Source organism: Burkholderia sp. ZZQ-2 (assembly GCF_050768715.1).
In the GTDB taxonomy this organism is placed as follows: domain Bacteria; phylum Pseudomonadota; class Gammaproteobacteria; order Burkholderiales; family Burkholderiaceae; genus Burkholderia; species Burkholderia cepacia.
Window position 1 is genome coordinate 1 of the sequence record NZ_LDVA01000112.1, and the last position, 14601, is coordinate 14601.

A 14601-nucleotide genomic window follows, 5' to 3' on the forward strand; every position below is an offset into this window, starting at 1 on the left:
CGCGGGCAACCTGCAGCGACGTGGCGAGCAGCCGCGTGGACGGGAGCGCGTCGCCCGGCCGGACGTCGCCGCGACGCACGGCTTCGCGCAGCGCCTGCGCGAGCTGGCGGCTCAGGTCGCCGGCCGCGCGGTCGAGCGCGCCGAGCGACGGGATTTCGACGATCCGGGTCGTTCTTGCCATGATTCTGGTCTGCTGAAATTGTTCCAAACCGGCTCTACAGCATAAACCAGTTTGAAGTCACAATCGGCGGGTGACGGGCCCGCGCCCGCGCCGTTTCCAACCCCGCATGACCGTGGAGCCGACATGTACGTCCCCGCCGAATTCAACGAGCCCGACCCCGACGCGATGCGCGAGCTGATCGTGCAGCATCCGTTCGGCAGCCTGATCACGCACGGCAGGAACGGACTCGACGCGAACCACATTCCGTTCGAGCTGCTGCCCGACGACGGCGGGCTCGGCGAGCTGCACGCGCACGTCTCGCGCGCGAATCCGGTCTGGCAGGACGTCGCGAACGGCGACGAGGTGCTCGCGATCTTCCGCGCGGGCGACGCCTACATCTCGCCGACCTGGTATCCGAGCAAGCACGTGGCGCACCGGCAGGTGCCGACCTGGAACTACGTGGTCGTGCACGCGCACGGCCGCATCACGGTGCGCGACGACGAGAAGTTCGTGCGCGGCGTGGTCGCGCGGCTGACGCGCACGCACGAGGCGTCGCAGCCGGTGCCGTGGAAGATGGGCGACGCGCCGAAGGACTACATCGACAGCATGCTGGCGTCGATCGTCGGGCTGCAGATCGAGATCACGCGGCTCGTCGGCAAGCGCAAGCTCGGGCAGAACAAGGACGAAGCCGATATCCGCGGCGCGGGCGAAGCGCTGGTCGCGGAGGGCAGCCTCGCGATCGGGGAGGCGATGCTCGCGGCGGCCGACGCGAAACGCGAGTGACGCGCGCGACGTGCAAGCGGCGTGCACGCCGTGACCCCGGCGGCGTGCGCGGGCGCGTGCCACGCCCGCGCACCGGCGCCCGTCATTGCGTGCGCGTCGCGCCCTTCGTGCCTTCTCCCGCCTGCGCGAGCGCATCGCGAATCGCGGCCTCGGTCTTGTCGTACGCGCCTTCGCCATAGCGCGTATAGACGACCTTTCCGTTGGCATCGATCAGGTACAGCGCGGGCCAGTACTGGTTGCCGTACGCGCGCCACGTGTCGTAGCGGTTGTCCTGCGCGACCGGGTACCGGATGCCGAAGCGCCTGATCGCATCGGCGACGTTGCCCGCGTCGCGCTCGAACGGATACTCGGGCGTATGCACGCCGACCACCACGAGCCCCTGGTCGCGATACTTGCGGTCCCACTCCTTCACGTACGGAATCGTATGAATGCAGTTGATGCACGAGTACGTCCAGAAATCGACGAGCACGACCTTGCCGCGCAACTGGCCGAGCGTCAGCGGCGCGCTGTTGTGCCAGCGGTCGATGCCCGTGAAATCCGGTGCCGCCATCCCGGCCTGCGAGGCCGGCATGCTCGCATCGTCGCGGGTGCCGGCGAACGCGGCGAGCCCGGCCGTGGCGGCGAGGGCGATGACGAGGGCGGCGGTCTTGAGTCGGGGCAGCATGGCGTTCTCCTGAGCGGGAGGCCGCCGCTCGGAGGCGGCGGCCGGACGGGTTTCGACAGGCCCCATTAGGCGGCGCCGACGTATCTGCGATGTGTCCGGCAAGCCGCGCGTGTGCAATGTTGTGTGTCGTCACGGCGGCGCGATACATTGGGATACAAACGCGCGCCCGCCGTGCGGTATAAAAGCGGACATCGCCTGCCTCGACTCATCGACTCATCGATACCTCGATACCGAAACGACCCATGGACAAGATCGACCACGTGCTGATCGTCGACGACGATCGCGCGATCCGCGAACTGATCGCGGATTATCTGGAGAAGAACGGCATGCGCGTATCGCTGGCCGCGAACGGCCGCGAGATGCGCAACGTGCTGGACGACGGCGCGCCCGACCTGATCGTGCTCGACCTGATGATGCCGGGCGAGGACGGCCTCACGCTGTGCCGCGACCTGCGCGCGGGCAAGTTCCGCACGGTGCCCGTGCTGATGCTGACCGCGCGCGGCGAGGAAACCGACCGCATCATCGGCCTCGAGATGGGCGCCGACGACTACCTCGCCAAGCCGTTCGCGGTGCGCGAACTGCTCGCGCGGATCCGCTCGGTGCTGCGGCGCGCACGCATGCTGCCGCCCGGCATGCAGGTGACGGAAACGGCCGCGATGCTCGCGTTCGGCGAATGGCGTCTCGACACGACCGGACGCCACCTGCTCGATACCGACGGCACGCTGGTCGCGCTGAGCGGCGCCGAATACCGGCTGCTGCGCGTGTTCCTCGACAACCCGCAGCGCGTGCTGACGCGCGACCAGTTGCTCAATCTCACGCAGGGGCGGCAGTCCGACCCGTTCGACCGGTCGATCGACCTGCTCGTGAGCCGGCTGCGCCAGCGCCTGCGCGACGGCGCGCGCGAGCCGCGCTACATCAAGACGCTGCGCAACGAGGGCTACGTGTTCTCGTCGGCCGTGACCGCCGTCGACGGTACGCCATGAGCGCGCGCACGTTGACCTCGTGGCACTGGCCGCGCTCGCTGTTCGCGCGGCTCGCGTTGATCCTGTGCGTGGGCCTCGCGCTCGCGCAGACGCTGTCGTTCTGGCTCACGGTGACCGAGCGCGACCAGGCGACCACCAACCTGATGATGGGCTACATCGAGCGCGAGGTCGCCAGCTCGGTCGCGCTGCTCGACCACCTGCCGCCGGCCGAGCGGGCCGCCTGGCTGCCGCGCCTCGCGCGGCGCAGCTATGCGTTCATCCTCGGGCCCGGCGAGACCGGCACGCCGCCGGAAGCGCGGCTGTCGGCGCGCGTCGAGCGGTCGATTTCCGACGGCATCGGCGGCGACTACCCGCTGACCGCGAACGCGATCCCCGGCGACCGCGAACATCTGCAGGTGCATCTGCGCCTGACCGACGGGTCGCCGCTCACGATCGACATCCATCCGATGTCGACGGTGCCGCTGTCGGGCTGGCTGCCGGTCGTGCTCTTGCTGCAGCTCGCGGTGCTGGCCGCGTGCTGCTGGCTCGCGGTGCGGCTCGCGACGCGGCCGCTCAAGCAGCTCGCGCAGGCCGCCGATGCGCTCGGCCCCGACCTGAAGGGCGAGCGGCTGAACGAGGGCGGGCCGTCGGAAGTCGCGCGCGCCGCCCGGGCGTTCAACGCGATGCAGGACCGCATCGCGCAGTACATGGCCGAGCGCATGCAGATCCTCGCGTCGATCTCGCACGACCTGCAGACGCCGATCACGCGAATGCGCTTGCGCGTCGACGTGATGGACGACGACACGCAGGGCGCGAAGCTGCGCCAGGACCTGCTCGAGATGGAGCATCTGGTGAAGGAGGGCGTGGCGTATGCGCGGACGCTGCACGGCACCGAGGAGGCCGCGCGCCGCATCGATCTCGATGCGCTGCTCGACAGCATCGTGTGCGATTACACGGATGCGGGGCAGGACGTCGCGCTGCACAGCCGCGCGCCGCTCGCGCTCGTCACGCGGCCGAAGGCGCTGCGCCGCATCGTCGGCAACCTCGTCGACAACGCGCTGAAGTTCGCGGGCGCGGCCGAGATCGACGTGCACGCCGCGCCGGACGGCGGCGCGGTGATCGCCGTGCTCGACCGCGGGCCCGGCATTCCGGACGATCAGCTCGACGCGGTGTTCGAGCCGTTCCGGCGCGTGGAGACGTCGCGCAACCGGGAGACGGGCGGCACGGGGCTCGGCCTCGCGATCGCGCGGCAACTCGCGCTTGCGATGGGCGGCACGCTCACGCTGAACAACCGGGCGGACGGCGGCGGGCTGGAGGCGCGGCTCACGCTGCGCAATGCGGGGTGACGGGGGGCGGCGCGTGGCCGTGTGGTTTCAGGTTCGTGCCGAAGCCGTAGCGGAAACTGACGCCGAAGCCGAAGCCGAAGCCGAAGCCGAAGCCGAAGCCGAAGCCGAAGCCGAAGCGGACGCCGACGCCGACGCGCGCGACGTCACACGCGCCGCAGATGCGCATCGACGAGCGGCGCGAGCGTCGCCGCATGCACGGCCGCGAGATCGTGCCGCCCGCCCGGCACGACGTGCAGCTGCGCGTCGGGCAGCCGCTCGAGCAGGCGCCGACCGGCCGCGACGGGGCTGAGCGGATCGTCGTCGCCCCACAGCAGCAGCGTCGGCTGCGCGATGCGGCCGATGTCCCGCGACAGGTCGGCACGGAACGTCAGGAACCAGTCGGGCAGCTGCGGGTTGGCTTGCGCGAACCCGGCCCGCCAGTCCTGCGCGCCGAGCCCTTCCATGTCGAGCCCGCCGGACGTGACCGTCAGTACGAGGTGCGTGACCAGGCCGGGCTTGTCGAGCGCCGCGCGCATCGCGATCACGCCGCCCATCGATTGCGCGATCACTGCGGTCGGCCGGTCGATCGTTTCCAGGACATGACGCACGAGGCTGTCGAAATCGTCGACGGCCGGATCGCGCGGCGTGTCGCCGAAACCCGGATAGTCGACGATCCGGCGCTCGGCCGGATGCGCCAGGCTGCCGGCGAGCGGTTGCCAGAAGGCGGTGCTGCCCGATGCGCCGGGCAGGAAGAGCAGTTGCGACGGAACGGGCATGGTGGCGCGGTTTTCCTGTGAATGAAGTAACAGCGGGCGGCGGGCGGCGCGTGTCAGCACCGGCCGGTGCGCAGCGCGACGGTCCAGTCGTCGCGCCCGCGCGATGCCGCGGTGGCGGCCGCCGTGTGCCAGTCGTATTCGACCGCATGAAATTCGACGTTCCAGCCGGCCGCCGTGCGCGACACCATCGCGTAGCGCGCATGCGGCGAACCCGTCTCGATGCGGTGCGGGTGCGGCAGGTCGTCCGCGTACGCCTGCAGCCCGACGCTGCCCGGGTTGACGACCAGCCGGCCGTCGTCGAGTCTGGCCGTACGCGGGATGTGCGTGTGGCCGCACAGGATCAGCGATGCCGGTTCGTCGCCCGCGCGTTTCGCGATTTCCGCGGGCGTCGCCGCGCGGCAGCCGTCGGGCGTGACGGTTTCGAGGAAATAGGCGAGGTCGCTGCCGGGCGTGCCGTGCACCATCAACACGTCGCCGTCGAGCGTCGCGCGCTCGGGCAGCGCGGCGATCCATTCGAGATGGTCGGCGCGCAGCGTGTCGTGCGCCCAGCGATCCGACAGCCGCATCGACTCGCGATCGCCGTCGAGCAGTTGCCGTTCGTGATTGCCCCTGATGGTCGGCAGGTCGAGCGCGATCAGGCGGTCGGCCGTTTCGGGCGGATGGAGCGCCCCCGACAGGATGTCGCCGAGGTTGACGATCACGTCGGCGCCGCGGCGGCGGACGTCGTCGAGCACCGCGTCGAGCGCGGCGAGGTTGCCGTGGATGTCGGACAGCGCGGCGATTTTCATGGCGGATCGTCGGGGAAGGGAACGGCGATTGTCGCCAATTCGGCGCAGGCCGTCCAATGGCGTGCGCGTGCAATGCCGCAGGCCGCGAGCGGTTTGGCGTGAAGCCGCGGGTGGCGCGTCAGTCGGTCGCGAGGCGCGCGTACATCTCGAAATCGCCCGGTGTGCCGCGCACCATCCTGTACGCGCGCAACAGCCCTTCGTAGCGGTAGCCGCACTTCTGCAGCACGCGAGCGGAGCCCGCGTTGCCGGTCAGCACCACGCCCTGCATGCGCATGAAGCCGCCGTCCGCGAAGGCCCACGCGGTGACGGCCGCGCACAGCGCGCTCGCGACCCCGCGCCCCCAGTGCGACGGCGCGAGATCGTATGCGATCTCCGCCGAGCGGTTCGCGGTGGAGACGGTATGCAGGCCGATCGTCCCGGCGAGCGCGCCCGACGCGTCGTCGATCACGGCGAGACGCCGGACCGAATCGGGGTCGGTCGATTCGATGGTGTCGAACAGCGGCAGCAGATCGTCGGGCGAGCGCAGGTTCCAGCTCGTGTGGCGGAAGACGTCGGGCATCGACAGGTACGCGTACCACGCGTCGAGGTCGGCGCGTTCGAGCTGGCGGAGCGACAGGCCGGGAAAGCCGGAGCGGGGCGGTGCGGCGATTTTCATCGGTGTCCGCTCCTACGCCGCATGACGCCGGTACAGCGCCAGCGACCCGGCGAGCGCGAGCAGCATCGCGCCGCACGTGCGTTCGAGCCACAGCGCGCCCGCGCGCTTCAGCAGTCGCACCGCGCGTGCGCCGAGCAGCGCGTAGCCGAACATCACCGCGCCGTCGAGCAGCGCGAAGGTGACCGCGAGCGCGACGTATTGCGGCGCGAGTGGCGCGGACGGATCGAGGAACTGCGGCAGGAACGCAGAGAAGAACAGGTAGCCCTTCGGGTTCGTCACCGCCGTGAGGAAACTCTTCGCGAAGATCGACGCGTTGCGCCCGGATACCGCTTCACCGTGCGCGGCGGCGACGTCGAGCGAACCCTTCGACATCAGCAGCCGGATGCCGACGTACGCGAGGTAAGCGGCGCCGAGCCACTTCACGACCGAGAACCAGAACGCCGACGCCATCAGCAGCGCGCCGAGGCCGAGCGCGACCGCGACGATCAGCACGAAATCGGACAGCATCGCGCCCGCGAAGCCGTAGGCCGCGCGTCGCACGCCGTAGCGCGAGCCGTTGGTCAGCGCGAGCAGCACGGTCGGGCCGGGTGTCGCGATGCCGACGAAGGCGACGGCGGCGAAGACCAGCAGGGTCGTTTCATGCATGACGGAACTCCCGAGGGAAGGGGCGCGCTCGATTATCGGCTGCGCCCGCCCGGGCTGTACAGGGACGGCGCGCTGCGCACACGGCCGCCCGGTCGACTATCTCGATTTTGGCAATAAACATTTTTCATTATTCCGCTTCAGATTGAAACCGGTTCCATCTACCATGGCGGCCGCAGCGGGCATGCCCGCCGCGTCGTCGCGCGCGGACGATGCCGGCCTCGCACCGCCGGCGGATCTCGCCGCCCGCGCGCTACTCGCAACTGACAGCCAGAACAACGGGTTCACCGCCCGGAGACACGACAATCATGAACAAGCAACTGATCGCAGCCCCGCTGCTGCTCTCGCTCGCGGGCGTCGCCGCCGCGCAAAGCTCCGTCACGCTGTACGGCATCGTCGACGCGGGCGTGACCTATCGCAGCAACGAACGGGTCGGCTCCGCGGGCGCGTACACCGGCCATTCGAACGTCGGGCTCACGACCGGCAACCTGTCCGGCAGCCGCTGGGGCATCAAGGGTTCCGAGGATCTGGGCGGCGGGATGCGCGCGCTGTTCGTCCTCGAGAACGGCTTCGACATCACGAACGGCACGTCGGGCCAGGGCGGCCGCCAGTTCGGCCGCCAGGCGTTCGTCGGCCTCGGCAGCGACCGCTACGGCACGGTCACGCTCGGCCGCCAGTACACGTCGCTCGACGACTTCGTGAGCCCGGTCGGCCCGTCGTCGTTCATCGGCGGCTTCGGCGCGCACCCGGGCGATATCGACGACCTCGACCAGACGGCGCGCGTCAACAGCTCGATCAAGTACACGAGCGCCAACTACTCGGGTTTCACGTTCGGCGCGCTGTACGGTTTCGGCAGCCAGCCGGGCAGCATGAAGCAGCGCAACACGTGGAGCGTCGGCGCGGCGTACGCGGCGGGCCCGCTGCGTGTCGGCGTCGGCTACGAGCGATCGGACAACAGCAAGACGGGCGCGACCGACCCGACGGCCGGCAAGTGGCAGAGCACCGACGACGGGCTGTTCAACTCGTCGATCAACGAAGGCTATGCGAGCGCGCAGTCGCAGCAGATCATCGCGACCGGCGCGACCTACGATTTCGGCCCGGCCGTCGTCGGGGTGAACTACAGCAACGTGCAGTACCGCAGCGGCGACCAGTCGCGGTTCACGGGCCACGCGACGTTCAACGTCGCGGGCGTGTTCACGCGCTGGAACGTGCGCCCGCAGACGCAACTGTTCGCGGGCTACAGCTACACGCGCGGCAGCGATGTCGACGGCGTGGACGACCGCGCGCAGTATCACAACGTCACGCTCGGCGCCACCTACGACCTGTCGAAGCGCACCAGCGTGTACCTGCTCGGCGCGTACCAGCACGCATCGGGCATGACGCTCGACGCGCTCGGCCGGCCGGTGGCCGCGACCGCGTCGGTGTCCGACAAGGCGAACGGCCACTCGTCCGATTCGCGGTCGCAGGCCATCGTCAGCCTCGGCCTGCGCCAGAAGTTCTGACGCGCCGCGATCGTTGCGCCCGCAACGTTGCCCGCAGCCGATGCGGGCGACGTTGCAGGCATGCCCCTATACTGTCGCCTCCGTTTTTCGAGGAGACGACATGACCCGAACGCATTCCGCGAGTTGCCTGTGCGGAACCGTCACCGTGACGTTGCGTGGCGAGCCGGCGGCGCGCGCGAACTGCCATTGCGCGACCTGCCGCGATTTCTACGGCACGCCGGTGCTGTCCGCGACCGCGTGGCCGCCGGAGCAGGTGGCCGTCGAGGGCGACCATGCGACGTTCCCGCATCCGGCGAAGTCGATGTCGCGCATGTATTGCGCGTCCTGCGGCGAGATCGTATGCGGCACCAACCGGTTCGGCATGCGCGTCGTACCGAACAGCCTGGCCGCGCGTGCGCACGGCGGGCAACTGCCCGGCGACCTGCAGCCGACGATGCACCTGTTCTACCGGCACCGCGTGATCGACGTCGTGGACGCGCTGCCGAAATTCCTCGACGGCTGGGACGGCCCGACCCTCGACGACGCGAACTGAACGATCGCGGCTGCGTGCCGGCATGGCCGGCGCGCGGTTCTCTCCGCCGTATCCCGCTTTCTCTTTTCTTCCTTCCTCCCGCCGCATGCCGCCGCGCCGAATCGCACCGACGCGATCGAGCCGGACAATATTTTTTCCCTTTCATTTCAATTTCGATTTGTAATCATCGAACCCATTTCCGGGGAATGAAAAAGGCAATGCGGGTAATTCAGAAAAAATGACGTATTTGCATTGAGCAATCCGGAAGAAAATGCCGGGGAAAAGCGCCGAAACCGTGCGGCCCGCAAGCCGTTGCGGCGTGATGGACGGGTTTGACCATCGTTGACGGAAAAGCGCCGGACGGCAAAAAGAATGGCGTGAATAATTCGGGATGAAGGCGAATGCGCTTTAGCCGGAATCACCAATATTTCATGCGCCGCGATTTACAGTGTCGACAATTGAACGTTCGGGAGCATTATTCATGTCAATGAAACAAATTCGGGCGGCATTGCTGGGAATGTGCATGGCGATGCTGGCGCCGGCGAGTCACGCGCAGGTGTCGTACTCGACCGACTGGCTCGCGAACACGTACGGCACGCTGGCCCAGCACGTGGGCAACGCCGCGCGCTCGATGTGGGTCGCCCCCGAGGGCGTGATCTACACGGCGTCGCGCTGGGACGAGAACGCGGGCGGTGTCGCGCTCTACCAGAACGGCCAGCCGATGGGCACGATCGGCATCCACGACGAATTCCAGGGTGGCGCGATCACCGGCAACGCGACGTCGATCTTCGTCGCGCTCGGCTACAACCGCAACTTCGGCAGCGGCTCGGTGGGCCGCTACAACCGCGGCACGAACCAGCGCGACCTGCGCATCCCGGTCAGCACGTGGACGGGCCTGCCGAATCCGGACGTGATCACCGGCCTCGCGACCGCCGGCAACCTGCTGTATGCGAGCGACTTCTACGGCAACCGCGTGCGCGTCTATACGACCGACGGCGTCTGGCAGCGCGACATCGGCGTGACCGGGCCCGGTGCGCTGGCGCTCGATGCGGCGGGCAACCTGTGGGTGGCGCGCATGAGCGCGGGCGTGGTCGTGCAGTACAGCGCGACCGGCACGCTGATGAACACGATCCAGATGGCGGCCGGCGCACGGCCGTCGGCGCTGTATTTCGACGCGTCGACGGGGCAGTTGCTGGTGGGCGACCAGGGCCCGGACATGAACATCAAGCTCTACAGCCTCGCCGGGTCGCCGCAGCAGGTCGGCACATTCGGCGTGCAGGGCGGTTATCTCGACACGACATCGGGCATCAAGGGGCAGGTCGGCGACAAGCGCTTCACGCGCGTGGTCGGCATCGGCAAGGATGCCGGCGGCAACCTGTACGTGCTCAATAATGCGTGGGGCGGGGGCTGGGATCTCGGGCGCAACGGCAGCACCGACCTGCATTCATACGGCCCGACGGGCGCGCTGCAATGGAAGCTGCAGGCGCTGAACTTCGAGGCGATCGCCGCGCCCGACCCAGCGACCGACGGCGCGTTCTTCTATAGCGGCAACAACGTGTACACGGGCTCGGCGGGCGGCACGTTCGTCGCGAACACGGTCGATCCGTTCAGCTACCCGAAGGACCCGCGCCTCGACATGAACGACTACCAGCGCGGCCAGCACTTCGGCCAGCTCGTGACGGTCGGCGGCAACCGGATCCTCGTCGCGTCGGGCCAGAACCCCGGTAACTTCAACTTCTACTACTTCACGCCGGCGACCGGCTATATCGCGAATCCGGCCGGCTCGCTGCCGGGCAAGCCGTTCAACACGACGCTGCAGGTCACGGCCGGTTTCGACATCGACGGCAACGGCGACGTCTGGGCAGGCTTGAACGGCTCCAACGTGATTACCCGCTACCCGATGACGGGTTTCGACGCGACCGGCAAGCCGTCGTGGGGCAAGCCGACGACGACGGCCGTGCCGAGTACCGTGGCGCCCGTCACGCGCATCATCTACCAGGCGGACAGCGACACGATGATCCTCGCGCAGGGCCTCGCGGGCAACTGGGACTGGACCGCGATGAACGGGCATATCGAGGTCTATCACGGCTGGAAGAACGGCAACACGAGCGCGCCGAACCCGGTGATCAACCTGACGAGCGCGAACCCGAAATCGATCGCGGCGGCCGGCCACTACCTGTTCGTCGGCTACGTGCACACCGTGCCGAACGTCGACGTGTTCGATCTCAACACGGGCGCCCTCGTCACGACGCTGACCAACTCGAACACGTCGGCGATGGATGTCGGCAACGACGTCGACTCGATGTACGGGATCCGCGCGTACCTGCGCTCGACCGGCGAATACGTGATCACGAAGGACAACTACAACGGCACCAGCATGATCGTGTATCGCTGGCGTCCGTGAACGCGCGGGCCGGGCAGGCCGCGCGGTCTGCACGGCCTGCTCGGCGCCCGCGTCACGGCGCACCGAGCACGCGGCCGTTCACGCTGAGCCCGTACATCGAATCGGGCGAATCGTGGAATTTCGCGCGCGTGTCGTGCACCGAGCCCGTGAAGCGCGGGTCCTGCGGACGTTCGTGGCTGTCCATGAAGGTCGCGACGTCCCACGCCTCCTGATCGGTCAGCGTGCCGCCGAGCCCGAGCGGCATGTTGGCCTTGATGAAGCCGGCCGCATTGCGGATGTCGCCCATCCCCGCGCCCCAGTTGAACGAACGCGCGCCCCACAGCGCCGGGAAGACCGCCTTGCCGCCGCTCGACTGCCCCTGGCCGTCCGCACCGTGGCACAGCGCGCAGTGCTGCGTGTAGACGGCGGCGCCGCGCGCATAGTCGGCCTTCTGCGCGGGCGGCGGCAGTTTCAGGAAACCCTGCCCCGGCAGCTTCGTGCCGACCGGCGCACCCTTCGCGAGCCAGTACGAATAGGTTTCGAGCGCGACGAGAATCGGGTCGCCGGCCGGCGGCGCCTTGCCGTTCATGCTGTAGCGGAAGCATCCCTGCAGGCGCTCGGCGAACGTGTTCACATGGCCGTTCTTGCTGCGGTACGCCGGATACAGCAGGTACGCGGCCCACATCGGGCTCGAATCGGGCCGCCGGCCCGCGTCGAGGTGGCAGCTCGCGCAGGTCAGCTTGTTGCCGACGTACTTGCCCGCGAACTCGGGCGTGTGCAGGAAGATCTGCTCGCCGAGCTTCACGGTCTTGCCGAACTCGTCGGCGGGGATCGCGGATTCGGCGGGCGGCGCGAACGGCCTGGCTGCCGCCGCAACGGCGGAAGGCGCGGATGCGGAAGCGTTGGCCGGTGGTGCATCCTGCGGTGCGGCCGCGAACGCGAGCGCGGGCAACCAGGCCGCGCCGAGCAATGCCGTGCGGGTGCGGCGGATCAGCGTCGTGCGGTCGATCATCGCTTGTCTCCCTGCGCGGCGCCGCCGCGTGCGTAGTAGGCGGCCACTGCGTCGATGTCGGCGTCGGACAGCTTGCCGGCGATCGCCGGCATCAGCGCCATCGGCCCGGGCGGGCGCGTGCCGTGTTTCCAGCCGTTCAACTGGCCGGCGATATAGGCGGCGGGCTGGCCCGCGAGCGGCGGAAACGCGCTGCCCACGCCGAGGCCGCCGGGGCCGTGACACTGGGCGCATGCGGGCAGGCCTTGCGACCAGCGTCCGCGCGTCGCGAGCCACGCGCCGGTGTTCGCCGGATCGATCGACGTGTCGTCGGCGGCGACGATGCCGGCCGGCGCGGGCAGGCTCGCGAAGTACGCGGATACCGCATCGCGCTCGTGCGGCGTCAGCAGTTTCGAGAGCGGCTGCATGACGGGATTCTGGCGGCTGCCGTCCGCGAACGCGGCAAGCTGCGCGGACAGATACGCGGCGCTCGTGCCCGCGAGGCGCGGGAAGCCGGCCGCCGCGTTGCCTTCGCCCTGGCCGCCGTGGCAGCCGATGCAGGCGGCGACGCCCGTCGTCGAACCCTGTGTCGCGAGCGTCTTGCCGAGCGTCGCGTCGTCCGCGCGCGCGTGGCCGGCCAGCAGCGTCGCCGCGGCGAGCAGCAGCGGCGCGAACCGGCGTCGCGGTGTGTGCACCGTACCGTTCACGTGTCCCCTCCTTGTTGTAGGCCGCGAGCGCGCCGCCGGGCAGCCGGCGCGGCCGCGCGGTCAGCCCGCGTCGGGCTGCTTCTCCTGCTGCGCTGGCGCGAGGTGCTGCGGCGGTGTCGCCGCATCGTATCGGCCGAAGCCGTAGCGCTGGAAGATCCCGAACGCTTTCGGCGACCGGATGAACGCGAGCCATGCGCGCGCGGCTTCCGGATGCGGCGCATCCTTCACCATCGCGCCCGCATAGATCGCAGTCGTATTCTGCTCGGCCGGAATGTCGATGTGCATCAGCGGATGCCCGACCTGTTCCTGGAACGCCGCCTCGGATTGCCACAGCACGCCCGCGTCCGCGCGCCCCTGCATCAGGAACAGCGCGGTTTCCCGATGGTGGATGTGCGTGAGCTCGGTCGTGCCGGCGCGCACCTTGTCGTCGTAGACGGTACGCGCGAGCGCGTCGCCGCCGGCCTTCACGAGCGACGCGCGGATCTGCCGCGCGACGCCTTCGAATGCAGGATTGGGCATCGCAAGCTGCACGTCGGGCCGCGCGAGGTCGTTCAGCGACGCGATGCGCTTCGGATTGCCGGCGCGCACCATGATCGTCAGCTGGTTCGTCACGTAGGGCACGGCCGGGCCGACGAGCGTGCCGTCCGCGATCAAGCCGTCGATCTTGCCGAGTCCCGCGAAATACGCGTCGGGCTTGACCGTCCACGTCATGTTGCCGACGGTGATCGTGCCGCCCGCCTGGATCTGCTTCACGAGCAGGCCGGGCGGGATCGTCTCCCAGTAGATGCGGCCGCGGTACTCGGGATGGTCTTCCTCGAACTTCGCGACGAGCGGCGCCATCGCGAAGAAATAGTTGCCGCCGACGAACAGCACGAGCTTCGGCGCGGTGAGGTCGCCGTGGAAATCGGCGAGCACGTCGACCTGCGGCACCGTGAATTCGAGGCCGCGATGCGTCGCGTCGTTGTTGCGGCCGTCCTGCCAGGGCGGGAAGACGTTCGCGGCGGGGCCGGCCGGCGCGGCGAGCGACAGCGCCGATGCGCAGCAGAGCCAGGCGGCCAGCACGGCGCGCAGCGTGCGCCGACGGCGGAGCAACGGTGACGGCGGTTGCATGGAGATCGATGTCATCGCGGTGCTCATTTCGCGTACGTGAAGCCGGCCTGCTGCAGTTCGGGCAGCGTGCCGACCGCGCCCGGCGTGACGATTGCCGACGGGATCACGTGGTTGGTCAGGTCGGCCGCGAGCGCATCGAGCGGCAGCTTGTCGGGATTCGCGTTCGCGCCGTCGAGCCGCTCTGCGAGTTCCCAGATCGCGTTGTGGCACGACAGGAACACGACGCCGCGCTGCTGCAGCGCGGCGATGCTGTTGTCGTGCGACGAGAACGCGCCGTCAGGCGACTCGTGGTTTTGTGCGCCCTTCGATTGCGCGGGTTTCGCGTCGAGCAGCGTGTTGGCCGGAAAGGCGGCGCCGGCGAATTTCGCGAGGCCGTATTTGTCCCACGCGGCCTGGTCGAACAGTGCGAGATGCGCGCTGCCGTGCGTGGCCGATACGACGAGGAAATCCGGATGGCGATACGACCAGATCTGCGCGTTCAGCGAATTGCGCATCAGGTTCAGCCACGGGCCGCCGAGCTCGGTGTTGTCCCACACCTGCTTCGGGCCGCCGCGGTAGCCGGTCAGTTCGGCGAGCGCCGCGTGATCCCACTGGTCGGGGCGTTCGAGGATCATCGGCACCGTCTTGAAGTCGCGCCGTCGCGGC

General features: G+C 69.1%; 16 protein-coding genes and 1 pseudogene. 6 read left to right on the top strand and 11 right to left on the bottom strand.

What is annotated here, in order from left to right; genetic code table 11:
- Window positions 1-181: GntR family transcriptional regulator (locus tag ABY44_RS06255; protein WP_431640972.1), on the bottom strand; the 181-nt coding region annotated here is incomplete at its 3' end.
- 123 nt (window positions 182-304) lie between these two features.
- Between ABY44_RS06255 and ABY44_RS06260 the strand changes: the two genes are divergently transcribed.
- Entirely contained in the window at window positions 305-943 is a 639-nt protein-coding gene (locus tag ABY44_RS06260; protein ID WP_060170513.1) for an FMN-binding negative transcriptional regulator, read from the top strand.
- An 82-nt stretch (window positions 944-1025) separates the two neighbouring features.
- Here the strand turns inward: ABY44_RS06260 and ABY44_RS06265 are convergent, their stop codons facing one another.
- Window positions 1026-1607, bottom strand: coding sequence for a thioredoxin family protein (locus ABY44_RS06265; protein WP_060170515.1), 582 nt, complete (start codon window positions 1605-1607; stop codon window positions 1026-1028).
- Window positions 1608-1849: 242 nt separating this feature from the next.
- On the opposite strand from ABY44_RS06265, the gene ABY44_RS06270 reads away from it, so the two are divergent.
- Window positions 1850-2590, top strand: coding sequence for a response regulator (locus tag ABY44_RS06270; RefSeq protein ID WP_021161177.1), 741 nt, complete (start codon window positions 1850-1852; stop codon window positions 2588-2590).
- Entirely contained in the window at window positions 2587-3915 is a 1329-nt protein-coding gene (locus ABY44_RS06275; RefSeq protein ID WP_027790555.1) for an ATP-binding protein, read from the top strand. The genes ABY44_RS06270 and ABY44_RS06275 overlap by 4 nt, the downstream gene beginning before the upstream one ends.
- Here ABY44_RS06275 and ABY44_RS06280 read toward each other — a convergent pair.
- The 5 genes from ABY44_RS06280 to ABY44_RS06300 all read right to left on the bottom strand — a co-directional run bounded on the left by ABY44_RS06280 (window position 3893) and on the right by ABY44_RS06300 (window position 6758).
- Window positions 3893-4081, bottom strand: coding sequence for a hypothetical protein (locus ABY44_RS06280; protein ID WP_060170517.1), 189 nt, complete (start codon window positions 4079-4081; stop codon window positions 3893-3895). The two genes, ABY44_RS06275 and ABY44_RS06280, sit on opposite strands and share 23 nt — an antisense overlap.
- Window positions 4059-4670 (bottom strand): alpha/beta fold hydrolase, encoded by a 612-nt coding sequence (locus ABY44_RS06285; RefSeq protein WP_431640974.1) that lies wholly within the window; start codon window positions 4668-4670, stop codon window positions 4059-4061. Before ABY44_RS06285 ends, ABY44_RS06280 begins: the two co-directional genes overlap by 23 nt.
- Window positions 4671-4723: 53 nt before the next feature.
- The gene (locus ABY44_RS06290) at window positions 4724-5458 is read right to left on the bottom strand and encodes a metallophosphoesterase family protein (protein ID WP_060170521.1); all 735 of its coding nucleotides are present in this window, start codon (window positions 5456-5458) and stop codon (window positions 4724-4726) included.
- A 118-nt stretch (window positions 5459-5576) separates the two neighbouring features.
- Complete coding sequence (locus tag ABY44_RS06295; protein WP_060170524.1) at window positions 5577-6113, bottom strand: GNAT family N-acetyltransferase; 537 nt, start codon at window positions 6111-6113, stop codon at window positions 5577-5579.
- 12 nt (window positions 6114-6125) lie between these two features.
- Window positions 6126-6758, bottom strand: a complete 633-nt coding sequence (locus tag ABY44_RS06300) for a LysE family translocator (protein ID WP_021161182.1) — start codon at window positions 6756-6758, stop codon at window positions 6126-6128.
- A 305-nt stretch (window positions 6759-7063) separates the two neighbouring features.
- Here ABY44_RS06300 and ABY44_RS06305 point away from each other — a divergent pair, with 305 nt between their 5' ends.
- The 3 genes from ABY44_RS06305 (at window position 7064) to ABY44_RS06315 (ending at window position 11172) form a co-directional block, all read left to right on the top strand.
- Complete coding sequence (locus ABY44_RS06305; protein ID WP_027790560.1) at window positions 7064-8257, top strand: porin; 1194 nt, start codon at window positions 7064-7066, stop codon at window positions 8255-8257.
- A 100-nt stretch (window positions 8258-8357) separates the two neighbouring features.
- The gene (locus ABY44_RS06310; protein ID WP_060170525.1) at window positions 8358-8789 is read left to right on the top strand and encodes a GFA family protein; all 432 of its coding nucleotides are present in this window, start codon (window positions 8358-8360) and stop codon (window positions 8787-8789) included.
- Window positions 8790-9249: 460 nt separating this feature from the next.
- Window positions 9250-11172 carry an SMP-30/gluconolactonase/LRE family protein gene (locus tag ABY44_RS06315; RefSeq protein ID WP_060170527.1) on the top strand — a complete coding sequence of 641 codons (1923 nt, stop codon included), beginning with the start codon at window positions 9250-9252 and terminating at the stop codon, window positions 11170-11172.
- 52 nt (window positions 11173-11224) lie between these two features.
- On the opposite strand, the gene ABY44_RS06320 is transcribed toward ABY44_RS06315, so the two are convergent.
- The 4 genes and pseudogenes from ABY44_RS06320 to ABY44_RS06335 all read right to left on the bottom strand — a co-directional run.
- Entirely contained in the window at window positions 11225-12163 is a 939-nt protein-coding gene (locus ABY44_RS06320) for a c-type cytochrome (RefSeq protein WP_060170529.1), read from the bottom strand.
- On the bottom strand, window positions 12160-12846 hold the full coding sequence (locus ABY44_RS06325; RefSeq protein ID WP_060170531.1) for a c-type cytochrome: 687 nt from the start codon (window positions 12844-12846) through the stop codon (window positions 12160-12162). Before ABY44_RS06325 ends, ABY44_RS06320 begins: the two co-directional genes overlap by 4 nt.
- A gap of 60 nt (window positions 12847-12906) precedes the next feature.
- On the bottom strand, window positions 12907-13971 hold the full coding sequence (locus tag ABY44_RS06330; RefSeq protein ID WP_060170568.1) for a molybdate ABC transporter substrate-binding protein: 1065 nt from the start codon (window positions 13969-13971) through the stop codon (window positions 12907-12909).
- An 8-nt stretch (window positions 13972-13979) separates the two neighbouring features.
- Window positions 13980-14601: pseudogene (locus tag ABY44_RS06335) on the bottom strand (transcriptional initiation protein Tat); the annotation flags it as partial.